We start from the raw sequence: 17,819 nt of genomic DNA on the forward strand, positions 1-17,819 counted from the left end.
GGACGGGCTCCCGGGGACATGGGACAGGCTGGCTCTGGGCTGGGCGACTACACGGCCATGCCGTAGACGATGGTGAACAGCGTGCCGAGGGATCCGATGATGAACACGCCGGTGAGGCCGGCGATGATCAGACCCTTGCCCTGTTCGGCGCTGAAGGTGTCGCGGAGGGCTGTCGCGCCGATCCGCTGTTTGGCCGCGCCCCAGATCGCGATGGCGAGGCAGAGCAGGATCGCTACCGCCATGACCACTTCGATCATCACGCGTGCTTCGTTCCCCAGGGACCCGAAGGGCCCCCAGTTGGGGGCGATGCCACCGATGATGGTGTTGATGTCGCCCTTTGTGGCTGCCAGGAACATATGGAACTCACCACCCCGCTCGATCAGTTGGAGCCCTCGCCGGGGCGCAAGGGTCCAGGGTCTATCTTGGCCGATGTGTCAACCGGATCTTGTCGACTCGGCGACTTTTTCGACGATCCCCCGTGTGATCCGGACCGCAGCGTCCAGAATGTTGCACGGACCGGTGTTCGATGGGACGTAGACGACTACTCTGTGTATCACGAGCATCACCGTAGGGCAACGATTGGAACGAAGGCGCGAACCAATGCTGCGGAAAGACTGGCTCACCGTCACCATCGGTGCCCTGCAGCCCTGGAATCACTCCTGAGAGGCTCGTCTGATGGCGAAGAAGGTCTGGCTCACCGTCACACTCGGCTTCGGGCTGTGCCTTTCGTTCATGGCGCTGCTGGTGATCGGTACGTTTTCGGCCGCCGCCGGGCTGGCCGGCGGGAGCGGCGGGTCGGTCACGCTCGCCAAGGGCACGGTGCCGGCGATGTACCAGTCGATCGTCCAGAAGTGGGGCAACCTCTGCCCGGAGATCAACCCGGCGCTGCTGGCCGCACAGCTGTACCAGGAGAGCGGCTGGGATCCGCGGGCGCAGAGCGCGGCCGCCGCGCAGGGCATCGCGCAGTTCATCCCGGGCACCTGGGCGTCGCACGGGGTGGACGGGAACGGCGACGGGAAGCGGGACGTGTGGGACCCGCAGGACGCGATCCCGTCGGCCGCCTCGTACGACTGCGAGTTGGCCGGGTACGTGAAGGACGTGCCGGGGGACCGGAGCGACAACATGCTCGCGGCGTACAACGCGGGCGCCTACGCGGTGATCCACGCGGGCGGGATCCCGCCGTACCGCGAGACGCAGAACTACGTGAAGACGATCAGGACGCTGGAGAAGAGCTTCGCCGCGCCGGTGGGCCGCGTGGCGCCCTCGCAGCAGGCCGCGGCGGCGATCTACTACGCGCAGGGCAAGCTCGGCACGCCGTACCTGTGGGGTGGCAACGGGACGGCAGACCAGGGCGGCAGGTTCGACTGCTCGGGGCTGACGAAGGCGGCCTACGAATCGGTGGGCATCGAGCTGCCGCGGGTGGCCAACGACCAGTGGAACGCGGGGCCGCACCCGAAGCGGGACGAACTGCTCCCGGGCGATCTGGTCTTCTTCGCCACCGACCTCAACGATCCCCGGTCCATCCACCACGTCGGTCTGTACGTCGGGGGTGGGTACATGATCAACGCCCCGTACACCGGGGCGGTCATCCGCTTCGACAAGATCGACACACCGGATCTCATCGGTGGGACCCGGGTGACGAAGGACGGTGCGCAGGCGCTGCCGACCACCGGTTCCGCGTGAGGCTATGGCCTGGGGATGAGCTTCTGATCTCTCTTGGGTAACTTCCTGGTGATCATCCGGTAGAGACCGGAACGCTACGTACCGTGTCCGCCGTTGCACAGGGACAATGGCGCGTAGAAACGGCGTTCATGGCCTGGAGGCCAGCAGCGGGGCCGGAGTATGGATCAGGTAAGGGGCACCACCACATGGCAGAGCACGCGACCGACGGCTCCAACCCCGACCTGGGCCTGCTGCGCGACATCAACGGCCTCGCCAAGGACTCGCCGCACTGGGTCGACCGCGCCGTGGAGTTCGTCGGCGAGTACGGACTGATCGTGCTCATGTTGCTGCTGGCCGGCTGGTGCTGGTGGCGTGTCGCGCGCCGCAGCGACCAGGCGCCAGCCGCCGTCGCGGGGGTGCTGTGGTCCGGCCTGGCGGCCGGCATCGCCCTCCTGCTGAACATCCCGGTGCGCGGCCTCGTGGAGCGCCCCAGACCCTTCGTGGACCACGAGGGGCTGGACGTCCTCGTCAAGGGCAAGACCGACTTCTCGTTCGTGAGCGATCACGCGACGCTCACGATGGCCATGGCCGTCGGGCTGTTCATGGTCAGCCGCAAGGTGGGGATCGTCGCCATACTGATCGCGCTCGCCGAGGGCTTCTGCCGCGTCTTCATGGGTGTGCACTACCCGACCGACGTGATCGGCGGCTTCGCCCTCGGTACGGCCACGGCGCTGCTGCTCGCCCCGCTCGCGATGGCGCTGCTGACGCCCGTCACGGCGGCGATGGGCCGCTCCAGGATGCGCGGCCTCGTCCGGTCCCCCGCGCGGCGCGGTGAGGCCTACCCGCTGCCCACGGCGTACGACAAGGACCTCGCGGCCTGAGCCCCGGAGAGCGGCAAAGGCCCTGCGGCCTGAGCCCCGGAGAGCGGCCAAGGCCCCGCGGCCTGGGCCCCGGTTCGACCAGCAGAATCCCGCTGTGGACCTACAGGGCCTGCGGGAAGTCGAAGAGCCTGTCCGGGTCGTACTTCTTCTTCAACTCCGTCAGACGGGCGGCGGCGGGGCCGTAGTAGGCCTGGCGCCAGTCCTTCAGCGCCGGGTCGGCGTAGTTCTGGTAGGCCGAGCCGGAGGCGTAGCGGCGCATCGCCGTGTGCAGCGTGTCCAGCCAGCTCGTCCGGCTGAGGCCGTCGGAGGCTATGTACTGCGCCAGGAAACGTGAACGGCGGTGCACGAACGCCGTCGCGCCGGGGTCGACCCGGTTGACGGCGCCGCCCAGGGCGGTCAGCGCCACGCTGCCGTCGCCCCCGCCCGGGAGTGAGCCCAGCCGTTCGACCTGTCCGAGCAGGGCCTGGACGCCCGCGGGCGACAGCGAGTGGTCGTAGAAGTCGGAGCGGGCGGTGTACGTCTCGCGCCGCAGTTTGCCCTTGGGCGGCAGATGGCACTCCGCGACGGCCAGGCCCGAGCAGCCGGCGTACGAGAACATCGCGTCCAGGTACGGGTGCGGTTGCGTCGCGAAGGAGGGCGAGCCGCCTCCCACGCTCCCGGCGAGCCGGTCGAAGGCATTGGCGAGGTCGGTCTGCGAGCCGGTCGACAAGGTGGCCAGGGAGACCTTGGGCGAGCCGCCCGCCGGCCCTTCCAGATGCAGCGCCGACCAGATGTGGTCCGGCTGGTCGGGTCCCCACTCCTGCCAGGCGCGGACGACGGCCGCCGCCCGGCTCCACGGCCAGCCGGCGTATCCGGTCACGACGGAGGGCGCGGGGTGGGTGGCGAAGCGCAGCTCGGTGACGACGCCGAAGTTGCCGCAACCGGCGCCGCGCAGCGCCCAGAAGAGGTCGGGGTTGGTGGTCGCGTCGCAGTCGAGCTGCTTGCCGTCGGCCGTGATGACGGTGGCGCCGGTGAGGCTGTCGCAGGTCAGTCCGTACGAGCGGCTGAGTACGCCGTGGCCGCCGCCGAGGGTGAGGCCGGAGACGCCGACCGTGGGGCAGGAGCCGGCGGGAACGGTTCTGCCGTGCTCACCGAGCCGGGAGTACACGTCGATGAGCTTCGCGCCGGCGCCGATCGTGGCGGCCGTGCCGCTGGTGGATATCGCGTTGAGCCGGGACACGTCCAGGACGAGATGGTCCTGGCCGCCGCTGGACCAGCCTCCGTACGAATGGCCGCCGCTCCTGATCGACAGCTTGACCGACCGGGAACGCCGCGCGAAGTCCAGGCACTCGCGGATGTCGTCCGGGCCCGAGGCGTAGGCGACGGCGGCGGGGCGCAGTCCGTCGAAGCGGGTGTTGTAGAGGCGGCGGGACGTGTCGTACGCGCTGTCGTCCGGGCGGATCAGCGCGCCGCCCAGGCCCTTGGCCAGGGCCGGCCAGTCCGGCGGTGCACTGGGCGTCGGCGAACTGCTCGTACCCGTCGGGGCGGTGGGGGCCGGGGGGCGGGTGGTGCTCGTCGGCTTCGCATCGCTGCCGTCCGCCGCACTGCAGGCGGCCAGCCACGTCGACGCGGCGACGCCGGTCCCGGCGCGCAGCGCATCTCGTCGGTTCACGGCCGCGGCCTCCTGCCCGGGGCCCGCCGGTCGGCGGGCGACTGCCCACCCTCCTACCCGGCGCCGGTCGAACGCAAGGGGCCGCCGGTGCCGGACGGCCATGAGTGACGTACGAGGGGGAGGTGTCTCAGCTGCCCGTATGGGCCTCGGCGTCCCGGCGGGCGCGGTCGCGGGCGCGGCGGGCGGGGCCCTTCCAGCCGCAGGAGCAGTGGGCGGCGGCGAAGGAGCCCTTGTCGGTGACCATGGTGCGGTGGGTTCCGGACGGGGCGGCGTCGGACTGGATGAGCACACGACCACGGTACGGGACACGGGCGGGCCGTGGAGGGCCTGCTTCCGTGCGCTCGCGGCTGGTTGCCGCTCCGCACACGCTCCGCGCGCACTCCGGCGCGACCGGCGGATTGACCCCGCGTTCGGTCGTGCCGCCGTTACGGGGGCGGGCGGCCCGTCGTTAGACGGACGAGGCCGGTGGCGGGATACCCAGGGGGTAGCGGGCGATGGTGATGCGACGCAGGCGCTTGGTGACGGCCGTCGCCGCGGCGGGGTTGGTGTGCGGGGTGACGGTGCTGGCGGGCTGTGCCGGGGCCGGTGCGGCCGCCGACGGGGCGGGGGCGGATCCCGGCGACGTGGTGCGCCGGTCGGCCGACGCCCTGATCAGGGCGGGGAGTTCGAAGGTCGGCACGTCGATGGAGATGGCGAGCGGCGGAACCCGCGTGGTGATCACCGGGACCGGCGGGTTCGACTACGGCAAGGGCAGCGGCGAGCTGCGGGTCTCCCTCCCCAAGGACGCGGCCGGGTCCGAGGAGCACCGTCCGGTCACCGAGCTGATGACGCCGGGGGCGCTCTACATGAAGGACCGCGGCGCCGGCGTGCCCGCCGACAAGTGGGTGCGGGTGGACACCACGCGGCTGTCCGACGGCAACCTCGTGACCGGCGGCGCGACCGATCCGCTGGCGGCGGCCGAACTCCTGCGCGGGGCGCAGACGGTGGAGTTGGTCGGCGAGGAGGAGTTCCACGGGGTGGAGGTGCGGCACTTCCGGGGTGTGACGGACATCGCCCGCGCGGCCCGGGCCCGCGGGGCCTCGCCCGCCACGCGGCAGCCGCTCGCGGCGGCGGCCAGGGGCTTCTCCGTGACGCGGGTGCCGTTCGACGTGTATCTCGACGCGGAGGGGCGGCCGCGCAAGGTCAGCCAGCGCTTCACGTTCAGCGGTACGGCGGGCGGCGGCCCGAATGGTTCGCGCAGCGGTTCGAGCGGCGCTCCGAGTGCTCCGCATGCTTCCGGCGGCGCGTCCGCCGCACCCGGCGACGTGACAGTGACGTCCACCACGGTGTTCGACGGGTTTTGGTACGCCGGTGACCGTTGTCCTGCCCAGATCGGCCGATATCTATAACGGGAAGATCGTTACTGCACCGCCGCAATGACGGCGGGTGAAATGGTCCTTCCGTGCCATGCGCGGAGGGTGTGCGGGTGCCTACTCTGACCAATGGCCGATGAAACCGGCCACTGCTCGAGGACGAGGAGGTGGTGCACGTGGCTTTGTCTCGCGAAACGCACATGTCTACGCATAACGGGCCGAGTCAGGACTTCGTGGCCCTCGCGGAGATCGAGCTGTGCGGTGAGCTGATGATCGCGGCCTCCGCCGCCGGCGAGGAGCGGTTGAGCTTCGCCCGGATCGACGAGGTGCTCGAAGTGGACCGGGCGACGGAGCTCCCGTCGGTGCGCATTCCCGCACAGGCATCCCGCCGCCCCAACTGAACCACCGGCCCGGCCGTCGGCCCGGTCAAGTACGCAGCAGCCGGGCTATGGCCGCGGTCGCCTCGGCGACCTTGTCGTCGATCCCGGGCCCGCCCTCGGCGGCCGCCGCGGCGACGCAGTGCCGCAGGTGCTCCTCCAGCAGTTGCAGGGCGAAGGACTGCAGGCCCTTCGTGCTGGCCGAGACCTGCGTGAGGACGTCGATGCAGTAGATGTCCTCCTCCACCATGCGCTGCAGCCCGCGGATCTGGCCCTCGATCCGGCGCAGGCGCTTGAGGTGGGCGTCCTTGTGATTGCTGTAGCCGTGCGGGCCAGGCGGGCTGTGCGGTGCCGTGGCGTCCGGCCCGGTTTCCGCGGCCCCGTCGGCCCGGTCGATCCCGTCGGCCTGGTCGGTCTCGGTGGTCGTCATCCCATTCTCCCTGCCCGAAAATACCCCTGGTGGGTATATCTTACCGATCGGCGCCATATGTGGGCACCTCGCGGTGCTCACCCGCGGGTACCGACCCCGGTCGGGGGCAGTCTGTCCGATGGGCGACACTGGGTGACGCCCATTAGCCGTGGCCGGATGATGCGCCTAGCATCAACGAGACCTGACGAGACCGAATCCGATGCACCCCGAGGACCTCACGTGCGCTTTCGTCTGACCCCCAGGGAGACGAGCTTCTATGACATGTTCGCCGCATCCGCGGACAACATCGTCACAGGTTCGAAGCTCCTCATGGAACTGCTCGGGGCCGATTCGGCCACGCGTATCGAGATCGCCGAACGGATGCGGGCGGCGGAGCACGCAGGGGACGACGCGACGCACGCGATCTTCCACCAGCTGAACTCCTCCTTCATCACGCCCTTCGACCGTGAGGACATCTACAACCTCGCGTCGTGTCTCGACGACATCATGGATTACATGGAAGAGGCCGTCGACCTGGTCGTTCTCTACCAGGTGGACGAATTGCCGAAGGGTGTCGAGCAGCAGATCGAGGTGCTGGCGCGGGCAGCGGTGCTGACCGCCGAGGCGATGCCGAACCTGCGGACGATGTCCAACCTCACCGAGTACTGGATCGAGATCAACCGGCTGGAGAACCAGGGCGGATCAGGTCCACCGCAAGCTGCTCGCACACCTGTTCAACGGCAAGTACGACGCCATGGACGTGCTCAAACTGAAGCAGATCGTGGACGTACTGGAAGAGGCCGCGGACGCGTTCGAGCATGTCGCGAACACCGTGGAGACCATTGCGGTCAAGGAGTCCTGACCTTCTGTGGACACCTTTGCACTGATCGTGACCATTGGCGTCGCGCTCGGATTCACGTATACGAACGGGTTTCACGACTCGGCGAACGCCATCGCCACGTCGGTCTCCACGCGCGCGCTGACGCCCAAGGCGGCGCTCGCCATGGCCGCGGTCATGAACCTCGCCGGCGCCTTCCTGGGCAGCGGTGTGGCCAAGACGGTCAGCAAGGGGCTCATCGAGACGCCGCACGGACGGGCCGGGATGGGCATCCTGTTCGCGGCCCTGGTGGGCGCGATCGTATGGAACCTGGTGACGTGGTACTTCGGGCTACCGTCGAGTTCCAGCCACGCGCTGTTCGGTGGAATGGTCGGGGCGGCCCTCGCGGGCGGGACCACCGTCTACTGGTCGGGCGTCCTCGACAAGGTCGTCATCCCGATGTTCCTGTCGCCGATGGTCGGCCTGGTGGTCGGTTATCTGGTGATGCTCGCCATCTTGTGGATGTTCCGCAAATCCAACCCGCACAAGGCCAAGCGCGGCTTCCGGATCGCGCAGACGGTCTCGGCGGCGGCGATGGCGCTGGGCCACGGTCTGCAGGACGCGCAGAAGACGATGGGCATCGTCGTGATGGCGCTGACCATCGCCGACGTGAACGACGGCGACTCGATCCCGATCTGGGTGAAGTTCGCGTGCGCGGCCATGCTGTCGCTCGGCACCTACGCCGGTGGTTGGCGGATCATGCGGACGCTGGGGCGCCGCATCATCGAGCTGGACCCGCCGCAGGGCTTCGCCGCCGAGACGACCGCCGCCTCGATCCTCTACACGACCTCGTACGTCTTCCAGGCCCCGGTCTCGACGACGCACGTGATCACCTCGGCGATCATGGGTGTCGGCGCGACCAAGCGGGTCAAGGCCGTGCGCTGGGGTGTTGCCAAGAACATCGTGGCCGGTTGGTTCATCACGATGCCGGCGGCCGCGATCGTCGCCGCGGTCAGCTACTGGATCGTCGCGCTGGTCTTCTGACCTGACGTGTGCGCAACGGAAAATGGGCCCGCCCCCCTCACGGGGGCGGGCCCTTCGCCTTGCGGTGGCACCGCCATGCAGCACCGCAAAGCGGGTCGTGTACCGGCCTAGCCGAAGCGGCCGGAGATGTAGTCCTCGGTGGCCTGGACCGACGGGTTGGAGAAGATCCGCTCGGTGTCGTCCAGCTCGATGAGCTTGCCGGGCTGGCCGATGGCCGAGAGGTTGAAGAACGCGGTGCGGTCCGAGACGCGCGCCGCCTGCTGCATGTTGTGCGTCACGATCACGATCGTGAAGCGCGCCTTCAGCTCCCCGATCAGGTCCTCGATCGCGAGGGTGGAGATCGGGTCGAGCGCCGAGCAGGGCTCGTCCATCAGCAGGACCTGCGGCTCGACCGCGATGGCGCGGGCGATGCAGAGCCGCTGCTGCTGACCGCCGGACAGGCCGGAGCCGGGCTTGTTCAGCCGGTCCTTGACCTCGTTCCAGAGGTTGGCGCCCTTGAGGGACTTCTCGACGACGTTCTCCAGCTCGTTCTTGCGTCGCATGCCGTTGAGCCGGAGGCCGGCCGCCACGTTGTCGAAGATCGACATGGTGGGGAACGGGTTCGGGCGCTGGAAGACCATGCCGACGGTGCGGCGGACCGACACCGGGTCGACGCCCGAGCCGTACAGGTTCTCGTCGTCCAGCAGGACCTTGCCCTCGACACGGCCGCCGGGGGTGACCTCGTGCATCCGGTTCAAGGTGCGCAGGAAGGTGGACTTGCCGCAGCCGGACGGGCCGATGAAGGCCGTCACGGAGCGGGGCTCGACGGTCATCGAGATGTCGTCGATCGCCTTGTGGTTGCTGTAGTAAGCGGAGAGGCCGCTCACGTCGATGCGCTTGGCCATGGTGGGGCTCACAATCAGAGGTCGCTGGGTTGGTCGCGTCAGCGACCGGTCTTGGGGGCCTTCCAGCGGGCGATGCCGCGAGCCACCATGTTCAGGATCATGACGAAGGCGATCAGCACCAGGGCCGCGGCCCAGGCCCGGTCGTACGACGCGTCGTTGCCGTTCTGGAACTGCTCGAAGACGTAGTACGACAGGGAGGACTGGCCACCCTCGAAGGGGTTGTTGTTGATGACCTGGCTGCCGAAGACCAGCAGCATGATCGGCGCGGTCTCGCCGGTGATGCGGGCGATGGCCAGCATGATGCCGGTCGTGATGCCGCCGATGGCCGTGGGCAGGACCACCTTGAGGATGGTGCGCCACTTCGGGACGCCCAGCGCGAGGGACGCCTCGCGCAGCTCGTTCGGGACGAGCTTGAGCATCTCCTCGGTCGAGCGGACCACGACCGGCAGCATCAGGATCGTCAGGGCCAGCGAGCCGGCGAAGCCGGACGGGCCGTTGCCCAGCATCAGGACCCAGACCGTCAGGATGAACAGGCCGGCGACGATCGACGGGATGCCGGTCATGACGTCCACGAAGAACGTGACGGCCTTGGCGAGCTTGCCCTTGCCGTACTCGACAAGGTAGATCGCCGTCAGCAGACCGAGCGGCGCGGCGATCACCGTCGCGATGCCGACCTGCTCGAGGGTGCCGATGATCGCGTGGTAGATGCCGCCGCCGGGCTGGATCGTGATGACCCCGCCCATCGAGTGGCCGAGGAAGTCGCCGCTCAGGACCTTGAGGCCCTTGGAGACCGTCGTCGCGATCAGCGAGTACAGCGGCACGATGGCCACGATGAAGCAGGCCCAGACCAGACTGGTGACGACCCGGTCCTTGGCCTGCCGGCGGCCCTCGACGGCCGTGGTCACCACGTAGGTGCCGGCCACGAAGAGCAGCAGCGAGATCAGGCCCCACTGGACCCGGCTCTCCAGCCCGGCCGCCAGGCCGATGCCGATGCCGAGCACGATCGCGGCGGCGGCGATGCCGGCCGGCGCCCAGCGGGGCATCCGGCGCTGCGCCAGGCGCGGGGTCGCCGGCGCCGTGGCGGCCGGCTTGTCGGTGATGGCTTGGCTCATGCGTTGGCCCCCGAGTACTCCTTGCGGCGGGCGATGATCAGGCGGGCCGCGCCGTTCACCAGCAGCGTGATGACGAACAGGACGAGGCCGGAGGCGATCAGCGCGTCACGTCCGAACGGTGACGCCTCGCCGAACTTGGCGGCGATGTTCTGCGCGAAGGTCCCGCCGACCGGGTCGAGGAGCTTGGCGGACAGCACCGGGGAGGCCGACAGGACCGTGGCCACGGCCATCGTCTCGCCCAGCGCGCGACCGAGGCCGAGCATCGAGGCGCTGATGATTCCGGAGCGGGCGAACGGCAGCACCGACATCCGGATGACTTCCCAGCGGGTCGCGCCGAGCGCGAGCGCCGCTTCCTCGTGCATCTTCGGCACCTGCCGGAAGACTTCACGGCTGACGTTGGTGATGATCGGCAGGATCATGATCGCCAGGAGGATACCGACGGTGAAGAGCGAACGGGCCGCGCCCTCCGGGTCGGTCTTGTCGAAGATCCCGGTCCAGCCGAGGTACGTGTCGAGCCAGAGGTTCAGGCCCTTCATGTGCGGCACGAGGTAGATCGCGCCCCACAGGCCGTAGATGATGCTCGGGATCGCGGCGAGCAGGTCGACGACGTAGGCGAGCGGGGTGGCCAGCCGGCGCGGCGCGTAGTGCGAGATGAAGAGCGCGATGCCGACCGCGACCGGGACGGCGAGGGCCATCGCGATCACGGAGCTGACGACCGTGCCGTAGATCAGGACGCCGATGCCGAAGACCGGCGGGGTCGCGTTGGCGTCCCATTCGAAGCTGGTGAAGAAGTTCGCGTGGTCCTGGGAGATGGCGTGCGACGCGCGGATCGTGAGGAAGACCGCGATCGAGGCCATGACGACCAGGAGGAGGATGCCGGAGCCGCGGGAGAGGCCGCTGAACACGCGGTCCCCGATGCGGGTGACGGAACCCTGGGAGACGGGGGGAGGCAGTGCGCTGTCTGTCGGTGTTATGTCCATGAGGTTCTCCGGTCTGGGTGGGGGATGGCTCCCCCGGCGGCGGTGCACCGGAATGTGCGGCCGGTCCCGTCCCGGGCGGGACGGGACCGGCCGCGCGTATTAGGAGAGGGTCGCGATCTGGGCGCGGACCTTGGTGGCGATCTCCGTCGGCAGCGGCGCGTAGCCGATGGCGGAGAGGCCCTTCTGGCCGTCCTCGCTCGCGATGTAGGTGAGGAAGGACTTCGTCAGCTCGAGCGTCTCGGCCTTGTTGCCCTTGTCGCAGGCGATCTCGTACGTGACGAGGGCCAGCGGGTAGGCGCCCTCGGCCTTCGTGTCGTAGGCCAGCTTCAGCGCCAGGTCGGTGCCGGTGCCGGTGACCTTGGGCCTCGGCGATGGCCTTGGAGGCGTTCTCCGAGGAGGCGGCGACGGGGGCGGAGGCGCCGGTGGCGAGCTTCACCGTCTGCAGGTTGTTCGCGGTGGCGAACGACAGCTCGAAGTAGCCGATGGTGCCCTCGGCCTGCTTCACGTTGGAGGCGATGTCGGCGGAGCCGGGGGCCGACTGGCCGCCCTTGCCCTTCCAGGCCTTCGCGTGCTCGTAGGGCCACTCGGCCTTGGCCGTCGCGTTGAAGTACTTGGTCAGGTTGTCCGTGGTGCCCGAGTCGGTCGAGCGGTGGAACGCCTGGATGTTGGTGCTGGGGAGCTTGGCGGTCGGGTTGAGCTTCTTGATCGCCTCGTCGTCCCACTTGGTGATCGTCGAGTTGAAGATCTTCGCGAGGGTCGGCGCGTCCAGGACCAGGTTGTCGATGCCCGGCAGGTGGTAGCCGATCGCGATCGGGCCGCCGACCATCGGCAGGTCGATGCCCTGGCCGCCCTTGCAGATGGTCTTCGAGGCGGTGACCTCTTCGGGCTTCAGCGGCGAGTCGGAGCCCGCGATGCTGACGCCGCCCTGGTTGAAGGCGGTGACGCCCTCACCCGAGGAGGAGCTCTTGTAGTTGATGTTCGTGCCGGAGCACGCCTGCATGTAGTTCTTGACCCAGACGTCCATCGCGTTCTTCTGCGCGCTGGAGCCGGAGGCGAGCAGCTGCCCCGACTTCGCGCACGCGATGGAGCTCTTCGCGGCGTCCGTCGTCTTGGCACCGTCGGTCGAGGCGTTGTCGTCGGAACCACAGGCGGTCAGGACCAACGCGCTGGAAACCGCGACCGCGCCGACGGTCAGGGCGCGCAGTCCGCTGTTACGGAAAAGCTTCACCTTCTGTGTTCCTTCCAGGAGCCCGCCGGTGGACGGCGAAGCAGAGGTATGGAGGTCTGCATCCACCCGGCACAGCGTGGTGCTCACCGGTAAGGCCGAAATTAGGCATACGAAGTGAATCGACCGACGGGAGAGGATGAACGCAAGGTGAACCTCGTCTATCAGTGCGGGGCGGGCTGTCGCGAGCGCCGCTCCGTGGGGCGCGAGGGGGCCGTGGGGCGGGGATTCCGAGCGCGCCGGAGCGCGGCCCGGCGGGTCGGAGCGCGGGCCAGGCGGGTCGGAGTACGGGCCAGGCGGGACTTTCGCAATACCCGTTAGCGGCGGTGGGCGGCACCGGGGTGCACGGCGCGTAGCAGGGCGTCCACGAGCGGGCGGTCGTGCTCGTACGTGAGCCGGTCGCGGGCCGCCGCCGGCGGGAGCCAGATGAGCCGGTCGACCTCGTCGTTGACGGCGAAGGTGCCGCTGACGGCCTCGGCGGTCCAGTAGCGGACCTCCTTGGGGCGTCCTTCGACGACGTAGCGGGCGGTCGGCAGCGGCGTGCCGAGCACGCACTCCATGCCGGTCTCCTCCCGGACCTCCCGCAGCGCGGCGGCCGCCCAGTCCTCACCGCGCTTGAGCTTGCCCTTCGGGTGCGACCAGTCGTCGTACCTGGGTCGGCGGATCAGCGCGATCTCCAGGCCGTCGCCCTGGGGCGAACGGCGCCAGAGGACCGCGCCCGCGGCCAGGACGGGGGATCGCTCCCCCGGGGGACTCGGCATCGTGGATCACCTCGAACCGGGGACGGTGGCGGGAGTGGCGGTGGCGGCGGTCGGCAGGGTCGTGCGCTGCCAGAGGCGGGCGAAGGCGAAACGGGCCGCCTCGACCTCCTGGCGCTGGTCGGCGTGGAGCACGCCCAGCGCGTACGCGGTCGCCGGGGCGATCCGCGGGGTGCGGGCGGCGGTGGCCACGGCGTTGGCGGACTCGGCGGCCTCGCGGTGCCTTTCCAGTAGCCGGGCCGCGTCCTTGAGCCGGTCGCGCAGCCCCTCGCCGCCGGTGGCCGCGGTGTCCTCGGAGCCGTCCGTGCCCTCGAAGTACGGTTCGTCCGGCGGGCAGACCTCAGCGGCGTAGCGGCTCAGCCGCAGCAGGGTGCGGGCCCGGTGCCACGGTGTGTCCTGCAGGTCGCTGGTCAGCTCGGGGCCGAGTGCGGCGCGCACGGCGTCGGCGTTGTACGGGTGCCCGGCGCGCGCCAGCGGCAGCGCGGCCGCCGCCTCGGCGAGCCGGCGGTGCGCCGCCTCCGCGAGCGGGGGCAGCCGTACGGCGGCGGGGGCGTCGGCCGCCGCGGCCAGCGGCACGTCGGAGGCCAGTACGGCGACGGCGTCGGCCACCGCGTGGAACCGCGACGAGCCCAGCGCCTGCAGCGCGGCGGAGTGCGCCCGGGTGCGCGCCAGCGTCAGCTGCCGCTCCAGCAGCGCGCCCGCGCGGGGCCGCCCCGACGGCCAGCGGTCCCTGCGTGCCCGCGGTGGTCTCCGCGACCGGGACGGCGTCGTCCGGGTCCCCGCCGTCCGGCACCGGCCGGTCGGGGTGCGAAGCCAGCCGGTGCAGGGCGGAGAGCAGCCGGGCGAGCCGGGCGGCGTGCTGGTGCTCGTGGGCCAGGGCCGAGGAGAGCCAGCCGAGCTCGGTACGCAGCGGGTCGGCCCAGCCGGGGTCGGTGAGCGTGCCGTACGTGTGCAGGGTCGCCGCGATCCGGCGGGCGGACCGGCGCAGCAGCAGGCCTGCGGCGGCGCCCTCGTCGTCGGCCTGGGTGCTCTGGCCGAGGGCCCGCAGGAAGGTGGACGCCTGCTCGTGCAGGTAGCCGGAGACCACCTCCCCGGCGCTCAGCGCGCCGAGGGGGGCCGCCCCTGCCGGCTGCTCGTCGAGGACGACGGCCGGTGGGCCGGCCTGGGCGTACGCGGTGTCACGGTGTCGCTGGGCCACGCCGGCGCCTCCGGGCGTCGATGAGCATCTCCTGGACATTGCGCAGTTGCTGCCCGTCCGGGCCGCTGCTGTGCCGGGTCCAGTCCCCGTCCGCCGCGAGGTGCCAGGACGCGGTGTCGTCCGACATCCCGGTCTCCAACAGGCGGTTGAGGGTGGCGCGGTGGGCGGGGTCGGCGACCCTGACCAGCGCCTCGATGCGGCGGTCGAGGTTTCGGTGCATCATGTCGGCGCTGCCGAACCAGACTTCCGGTTCGCCACCGTTGCCGAAGGCGAACACCCTGGAGTGTTCGAGGAACCGCCCCAGGATGCTGCGGACCCGGATGTTCTCCGAGAGTCCGACGACCCCCGGCCGGACCGCGCAGATGCCGCGGACCCAGATGTCGACGGGTACGCCGGCCTGGGAGGCGCGGTAGAGGGCGTCGATGATCCCTTCGTCGACGATGGAGTTGAGCTTCATCCGGACGTACGCGGGGCGCCCGGCCCGGTGGTGGGCTATCTCCTCCAGGATCCTGGAGACCAGGCCGTCGCGGAGGTTGCGGGGCGCGACCAGCAGCCGGTTGTAGACGGCACGGCGCGAGTAGCCCGACAGCCGGTTGAACAGGTGCGAGAGGTCGGCGCCGACCTGCGGATCGGCGGTGAGCAGCCCCAGGTCCTCGTAGAGCCGGGCGGTCTTGGGGTGGTAGTTGCCCGTGCCGACATGGCTGTAGCGGCGCAGCGTGTCGCCCTCTTGGCGCACCACGAGCGACAGCTTGCAGTGCGTCTTCAGCCCCACCAGGCCGTAGACGACGTGGCAGCCGGCCTCCTCCAGCTTGCGGGCCCACTTGATGTTGGCCTGCTCGTCGAAGCGGGCCTTGATCTCGACGAGGACGAGGACCTGCTTGCCCGCCTCGGCGGCGTCGATGAGCGCGTCCACGATGGGGGAGTCGCCGGAGGTGCGGTAGAGCGTCTGCTTGATCGCCAGCACGTCCGGGTCGGCCGCCGCCTGGTCCAGGAACCTCTGGACGGAGGTCGAGAAGGAGTCGTACGGGTGGTGCAGCAGCACGTCGCGTTCGCGCAGCGCCGCGAAGATGTCGGGTGCGGAGGCCGATTCGACCTCGGCCAGGTCGCGGTGGGTGCCGGCGACGTACTTGGAGAACTTGAGCTCCGGCCGGTCGAGGCCCGCTATCGCGAACAGCCCGGTCAGGTCGAGCGGGCCGGGCAGCGGGTAGACCTCGGTGTGCTTCATCTTCAGCTCGTGCACGAGCAGGTCGAGCACCCGGGGGGCAATCGATTCTTCTACCTCGAGGCGCACCGGCGGCCCGAAGCGGCGCCGCATCAGCTCCCGTTCCAGCGCCTGGAGCAGGTTCTCGGTGTCGTCCTCCTCCACCTCCAGGTCCTCGTTGCGGGTGACCCGGAACATGTGGTGGTCCAGGACCTCCATGCCGGGGAAGAGCTCCTCCAGGTGCGCGGCGATGACGTCCTCCAGCGGGACGTAGCGCTGCGGGCTCGCCTCGAGGAAGCGGGAGAGGATCGGCGGCACCTTCACCCGGGCGAAGTGCTCGTGCCCGGAGACCGGGTTGCGCACGACGACGGCCAGGTTCAGGGACAGGCCGGAGATGTACGGGAACGGGTGCGCCGGGTCGACGGCCAGCGGGGTCAGCACGGGGAAGATCTGCTGCCGGAAGAGGGTGAACAGGCGCGCCTGCTCCTTCTCCGTGAGCTCCGCCCAGCGGATGACGTGGATGCCCTCGTCGGCCAGCTGCGGCGCGATGTCGTTCTGGAAGCAGGCCGCGTGCCGGGCCATGAGCTCCCGGGACCGGGTGAGGATCAGGTCCAGCACGTCGCGGGGCTGCAGGCCGGAGGCCGACCGGGTGGCGACACCGGTGGCCATGCGGCGCTTGAGACCGGCGACGCGGACCATGAAGAACTCGTCGAGGTTGCTGGCGAAGATGGCGAGGAAGTTAGCCCGTTCGAGGAGCGGCGTGGCCGGATCCTCGGCGAGTTCCAGCACGCGCTCGTTGAACGCGAGCCAGCTGCGCTCCCGGTCCAGGAACCGGCCCTGGGGGAGGTCGTCGCCGGCACCGCCCTCGGAGATGGAGCCGAGGACGGCCTCGACGTCGGAGACAAGCTGGGGGCGGAACGGTGTGGGGACCTTGGCCGCCCCATTCGGCTGACCGGGGACACCGGGTTGATTCATCGAGGCCATGGAGTACGAGCCCTCCTCCGGTTCCGGCACGTCGAACACGTCATACGGCCTGCCGGGTGCCCTCGGGGAGCGCCCTGGAGCCGTCCGTTCATTGTCCCGTGCCGAACGGGAAAGCGGCGGGTCGGGCGGTGGGGGGTGTGCTGACCTGGGGGGAGGGTCGGGAGAGCTGGCAGCGGGCTGCATTCCGTGATGTTCGCAAGCCTGTCTGAATCAGCGGTAACGAGAACATGACGGGCCGGAATGCGGGGGGCGACCCCGTGGTGCACAAAGTTGCATTACCGGCTCGGAACGATTCCGGTCCGGTGTCGGGCGGGCCGCCCGCCCTGTGGTGCGGTAGCTCGGGTTCCCGGTGTTCAGCTCTCCGTGCGGTACATCAGGTCGGTCTCGTGGGTCGTGAAGCCCAGCCGCTCGTAGACCGTGACGGCCGGGACGTTGTCCGCGTCCACGTAGAGCATCGCGGTGGGCAGCTCCTCGGCGTCGGCGAGGTGGCGCAGGCCGATCGCCGTGAGCGCCTTGCCCAGGCCGCTGCCCTGCTCGTCCGGGTGGACGCCGACGACGTACACCTCGCCGAGCCGCTCCTCCCGGTGCACCTTCGTCCAGTGGAAGCCGACGACGTCGCCCCCTCGGACGGCGAGGAAGAAGCCCGCCGGGTCGAACCACGGCTCGGCCTTGCGGTCGTCCAGGTCACGCTGGGTCAGCGAGCCCTGCTCGGGGTGGTGGGCGAACGCGGCGGCGTTCACCGCCAGCCAGGCGGCGTCGTCCTGCCCTGGGACGAAGGTCCGTACGGTGACGCCCGCGGGGACCACCGGCTCCGGCAGCGCGGGGCCGCCGTCGAGCGGCCGGCGCAGCTGTCGCAGCTCGCGGAAGAGGCTCAGGCCGAGCTGGACGGCCAGGTGGCGGGCTGCCGGGTGGCCGCCGTGCGCCCACACCCGCAGCCGCTTGCCGCTGGCGTCGAGCAGCGCGCGGCCGAGCGCCTCGCCGTGGCCGTGCGCGCGGCGGGGGGAGCTGATGAGGAACTCGGCGGCGGGCGGCTCGACCGGGTCGGTGTCCTCCAGCTGCCCGTAGCCGACGATCTCGTCCCCGACGTACAGCAGCAGGTGCCGCACGCCGGGGCGCGCGCCGCCGCGCAGGTTGAGGCGGCCCTGCTCGGAGACCGCCCACTGCCCGTCGCTCGCCGCCGCCTCGCCGAGCAGCGACAGGACGTCCCGCGCGGTGTCGGGCGCGAGCGCGTCCACGGTCTCGATGCGGCGGGTGGGCGGAGTGGGCTGCGCGGCGTCGGTCATG

General features: G+C 70.3%; 14 protein-coding genes and 4 pseudogenes. 6 read left to right on the forward strand and 12 right to left on the reverse strand.

The genetic code is table 11. The features are described from left to right. Positions 1-47: 47 nt before the first annotated feature. Positions 48-356, reverse strand: coding sequence for a hypothetical protein (locus M2266_RS19625; RefSeq protein ID WP_138358463.1), 309 nt, complete (start codon positions 354-356; stop codon positions 48-50). A gap of 319 nt (positions 357-675) precedes the next feature. Here M2266_RS19625 and M2266_RS19630 point away from each other — a divergent pair, with 319 nt between their 5' ends. After that, positions 676-1,683 carry a bifunctional lytic transglycosylase/C40 family peptidase gene (locus M2266_RS19630; protein ID WP_277439357.1) on the forward strand — a complete coding sequence of 336 codons (1,008 nt, stop codon included), beginning with the start codon at positions 676-678 and terminating at the stop codon, positions 1,681-1,683. A 185-nt stretch (positions 1,684-1,868) separates the two neighbouring features. Continuing rightward, positions 1,869-2,543, forward strand: a complete 675-nt coding sequence (locus M2266_RS19635; RefSeq protein ID WP_277439358.1) for a phosphatase PAP2 family protein — start codon at positions 1,869-1,871, stop codon at positions 2,541-2,543. Positions 2,544-2,643: 100 nt separating this feature from the next. On the opposite strand, the gene M2266_RS19640 is transcribed toward M2266_RS19635, so the two are convergent. Next, complete coding sequence (locus M2266_RS19640) at positions 2,644-4,194, reverse strand: FAD-binding oxidoreductase (protein WP_277439359.1); 1,551 nt, start codon at positions 4,192-4,194, stop codon at positions 2,644-2,646. 127 nt (positions 4,195-4,321) lie between these two features. Continuing rightward, positions 4,322-4,483: a hypothetical protein gene (locus tag M2266_RS19645; RefSeq protein ID WP_277441432.1), complete on the reverse strand. Its 162-nt coding sequence runs from the start codon at positions 4,481-4,483 to the stop codon at positions 4,322-4,324. A gap of 205 nt (positions 4,484-4,688) precedes the next feature. Between M2266_RS19645 and M2266_RS19650 the strand changes: the two are divergent. Beyond that, positions 4,689-5,396 (forward strand): annotated as a pseudogene (locus M2266_RS19650) (hypothetical protein); the annotation flags it as partial. A gap of 350 nt (positions 5,397-5,746) precedes the next feature. Then, on the forward strand, positions 5,747-5,947 hold the full coding sequence (locus tag M2266_RS19655; RefSeq protein WP_277439360.1) for a hypothetical protein: 201 nt from the start codon (positions 5,747-5,749) through the stop codon (positions 5,945-5,947). A gap of 25 nt (positions 5,948-5,972) precedes the next feature. On the opposite strand, the gene M2266_RS19660 is transcribed toward M2266_RS19655, so the two are convergent. Further along, positions 5,973-6,353 carry a metal-sensitive transcriptional regulator gene (locus M2266_RS19660; RefSeq protein ID WP_277439361.1) on the reverse strand — a complete coding sequence of 127 codons (381 nt, stop codon included), beginning with the start codon at positions 6,351-6,353 and terminating at the stop codon, positions 5,973-5,975. 261 nt (positions 6,354-6,614) lie between these two features. Between M2266_RS19660 and M2266_RS19665 the strand changes: the two are divergent. Then, positions 6,615-7,194 (forward strand): annotated as a pseudogene (locus M2266_RS19665) (DUF47 family protein). A gap of 6 nt (positions 7,195-7,200) precedes the next feature. Next, complete coding sequence (locus M2266_RS19670; RefSeq protein ID WP_277439362.1) at positions 7,201-8,193, forward strand: inorganic phosphate transporter; 993 nt, start codon at positions 7,201-7,203, stop codon at positions 8,191-8,193. 107 nt (positions 8,194-8,300) lie between these two features. Here the strand turns inward: M2266_RS19670 and pstB are convergent, their stop codons facing one another. The 8 genes and pseudogenes from pstB to mshD form a co-directional block, all read right to left on the reverse strand. Next, on the reverse strand, positions 8,301-9,077 hold the full coding sequence (gene pstB / locus M2266_RS19675) for a phosphate ABC transporter ATP-binding protein PstB (protein ID WP_277441275.1): 777 nt from the start codon (positions 9,075-9,077) through the stop codon (positions 8,301-8,303). 38 nt (positions 9,078-9,115) lie between these two features. Then, the gene (pstA, locus tag M2266_RS19680; RefSeq protein ID WP_277439363.1) at positions 9,116-10,189 is read right to left on the reverse strand and encodes a phosphate ABC transporter permease PstA; all 1,074 of its coding nucleotides are present in this window, start codon (positions 10,187-10,189) and stop codon (positions 9,116-9,118) included. Then, positions 10,186-11,169 carry a phosphate ABC transporter permease subunit PstC gene (pstC, locus tag M2266_RS19685; RefSeq protein ID WP_277439364.1) on the reverse strand — a complete coding sequence of 328 codons (984 nt, stop codon included), beginning with the start codon at positions 11,167-11,169 and terminating at the stop codon, positions 10,186-10,188. The genes pstA and pstC overlap by 4 nt, the downstream gene beginning before the upstream one ends. 99 nt (positions 11,170-11,268) lie before the next feature. Then, positions 11,269-12,397 (reverse strand): annotated as a pseudogene (pstS, locus tag M2266_RS19690) (phosphate ABC transporter substrate-binding protein PstS). Between the two features lie 314 nt (positions 12,398-12,711). Then, positions 12,712-13,155: an NUDIX hydrolase gene (locus tag M2266_RS19695; protein WP_277439365.1), complete on the reverse strand. Its 444-nt coding sequence runs from the start codon at positions 13,153-13,155 to the stop codon at positions 12,712-12,714. Between the two features lie 6 nt (positions 13,156-13,161). Next, positions 13,162-14,389: pseudogene (locus tag M2266_RS19700) on the reverse strand (CHAD domain-containing protein). Then, positions 14,331-16,718, reverse strand: a complete 2,388-nt coding sequence (locus tag M2266_RS19705; protein WP_277439366.1) for an RNA degradosome polyphosphate kinase — start codon at positions 16,716-16,718, stop codon at positions 14,331-14,333. Before M2266_RS19705 ends, M2266_RS19700 begins: the two are co-directional and overlap by 59 nt. A gap of 170 nt (positions 16,719-16,888) precedes the next feature. After that, the gene (gene mshD / locus M2266_RS19710; RefSeq protein ID WP_277439367.1) at positions 16,889-17,818 is read right to left on the reverse strand and encodes a mycothiol synthase; all 930 of its coding nucleotides are present in this window, start codon (positions 17,816-17,818) and stop codon (positions 16,889-16,891) included. Position 17,819: the final 1 nt, after the last annotated feature.

This window comes from Streptomyces sp. SPB162, assembly GCF_029504575.1.
Taxonomy (GTDB): Bacteria; Actinomycetota; Actinomycetes; order Streptomycetales; family Streptomycetaceae; genus Actinacidiphila.

What these genes read in the sequence shown, in the direction of transcription:
- M2266_RS19630 (WP_277439357.1), top strand. Translation starts at nt 676, where the DNA reads ATGGCGAAGAAGGTCTGGCTCACCGTCACACTCGGCTTCGGGCTGTGC.
- M2266_RS19705 (WP_277439366.1), bottom strand. Translation starts at nt 16,718, where the DNA reads ATGCAGCCCGCTGCCAGCTCTCCCGACCCTCCCCCCAGGTCAGCACAC.
- pstA (WP_277439363.1), bottom strand. Translation starts at nt 10,189, where the DNA reads ATGAGCCAAGCCATCACCGACAAGCCGGCCGCCACGGCGCCGGCGACC.
- M2266_RS19695 (WP_277439365.1), bottom strand. Translation starts at nt 13,155, where the DNA reads ATGCCGAGTCCCCCGGGGGAGCGATCCCCCGTCCTGGCCGCGGGCGCG.
- pstC (WP_277439364.1), bottom strand. Translation starts at nt 11,169, where the DNA reads ATGGACATAACACCGACAGACAGCGCACTGCCTCCCCCCGTCTCCCAG.
- M2266_RS19625 (WP_138358463.1), bottom strand. Translation starts at nt 356, where the DNA reads ATGTTCCTGGCAGCCACAAAGGGCGACATCAACACCATCATCGGTGGC.
- M2266_RS19635 (WP_277439358.1), top strand. Translation starts at nt 1,869, where the DNA reads ATGGCAGAGCACGCGACCGACGGCTCCAACCCCGACCTGGGCCTGCTG.
- M2266_RS19655 (WP_277439360.1), top strand. Translation starts at nt 5,747, where the DNA reads ATGTCTACGCATAACGGGCCGAGTCAGGACTTCGTGGCCCTCGCGGAG.
- pstB (WP_277441275.1), bottom strand. Translation starts at nt 9,077, where the DNA reads ATGGCCAAGCGCATCGACGTGAGCGGCCTCTCCGCTTACTACAGCAAC.
- M2266_RS19660 (WP_277439361.1), bottom strand. Translation starts at nt 6,353, where the DNA reads ATGACGACCACCGAGACCGACCAGGCCGACGGGATCGACCGGGCCGAC.
- mshD (WP_277439367.1), bottom strand. Translation starts at nt 17,818, where the DNA reads ATGACCGACGCCGCGCAGCCCACTCCGCCCACCCGCCGCATCGAGACC.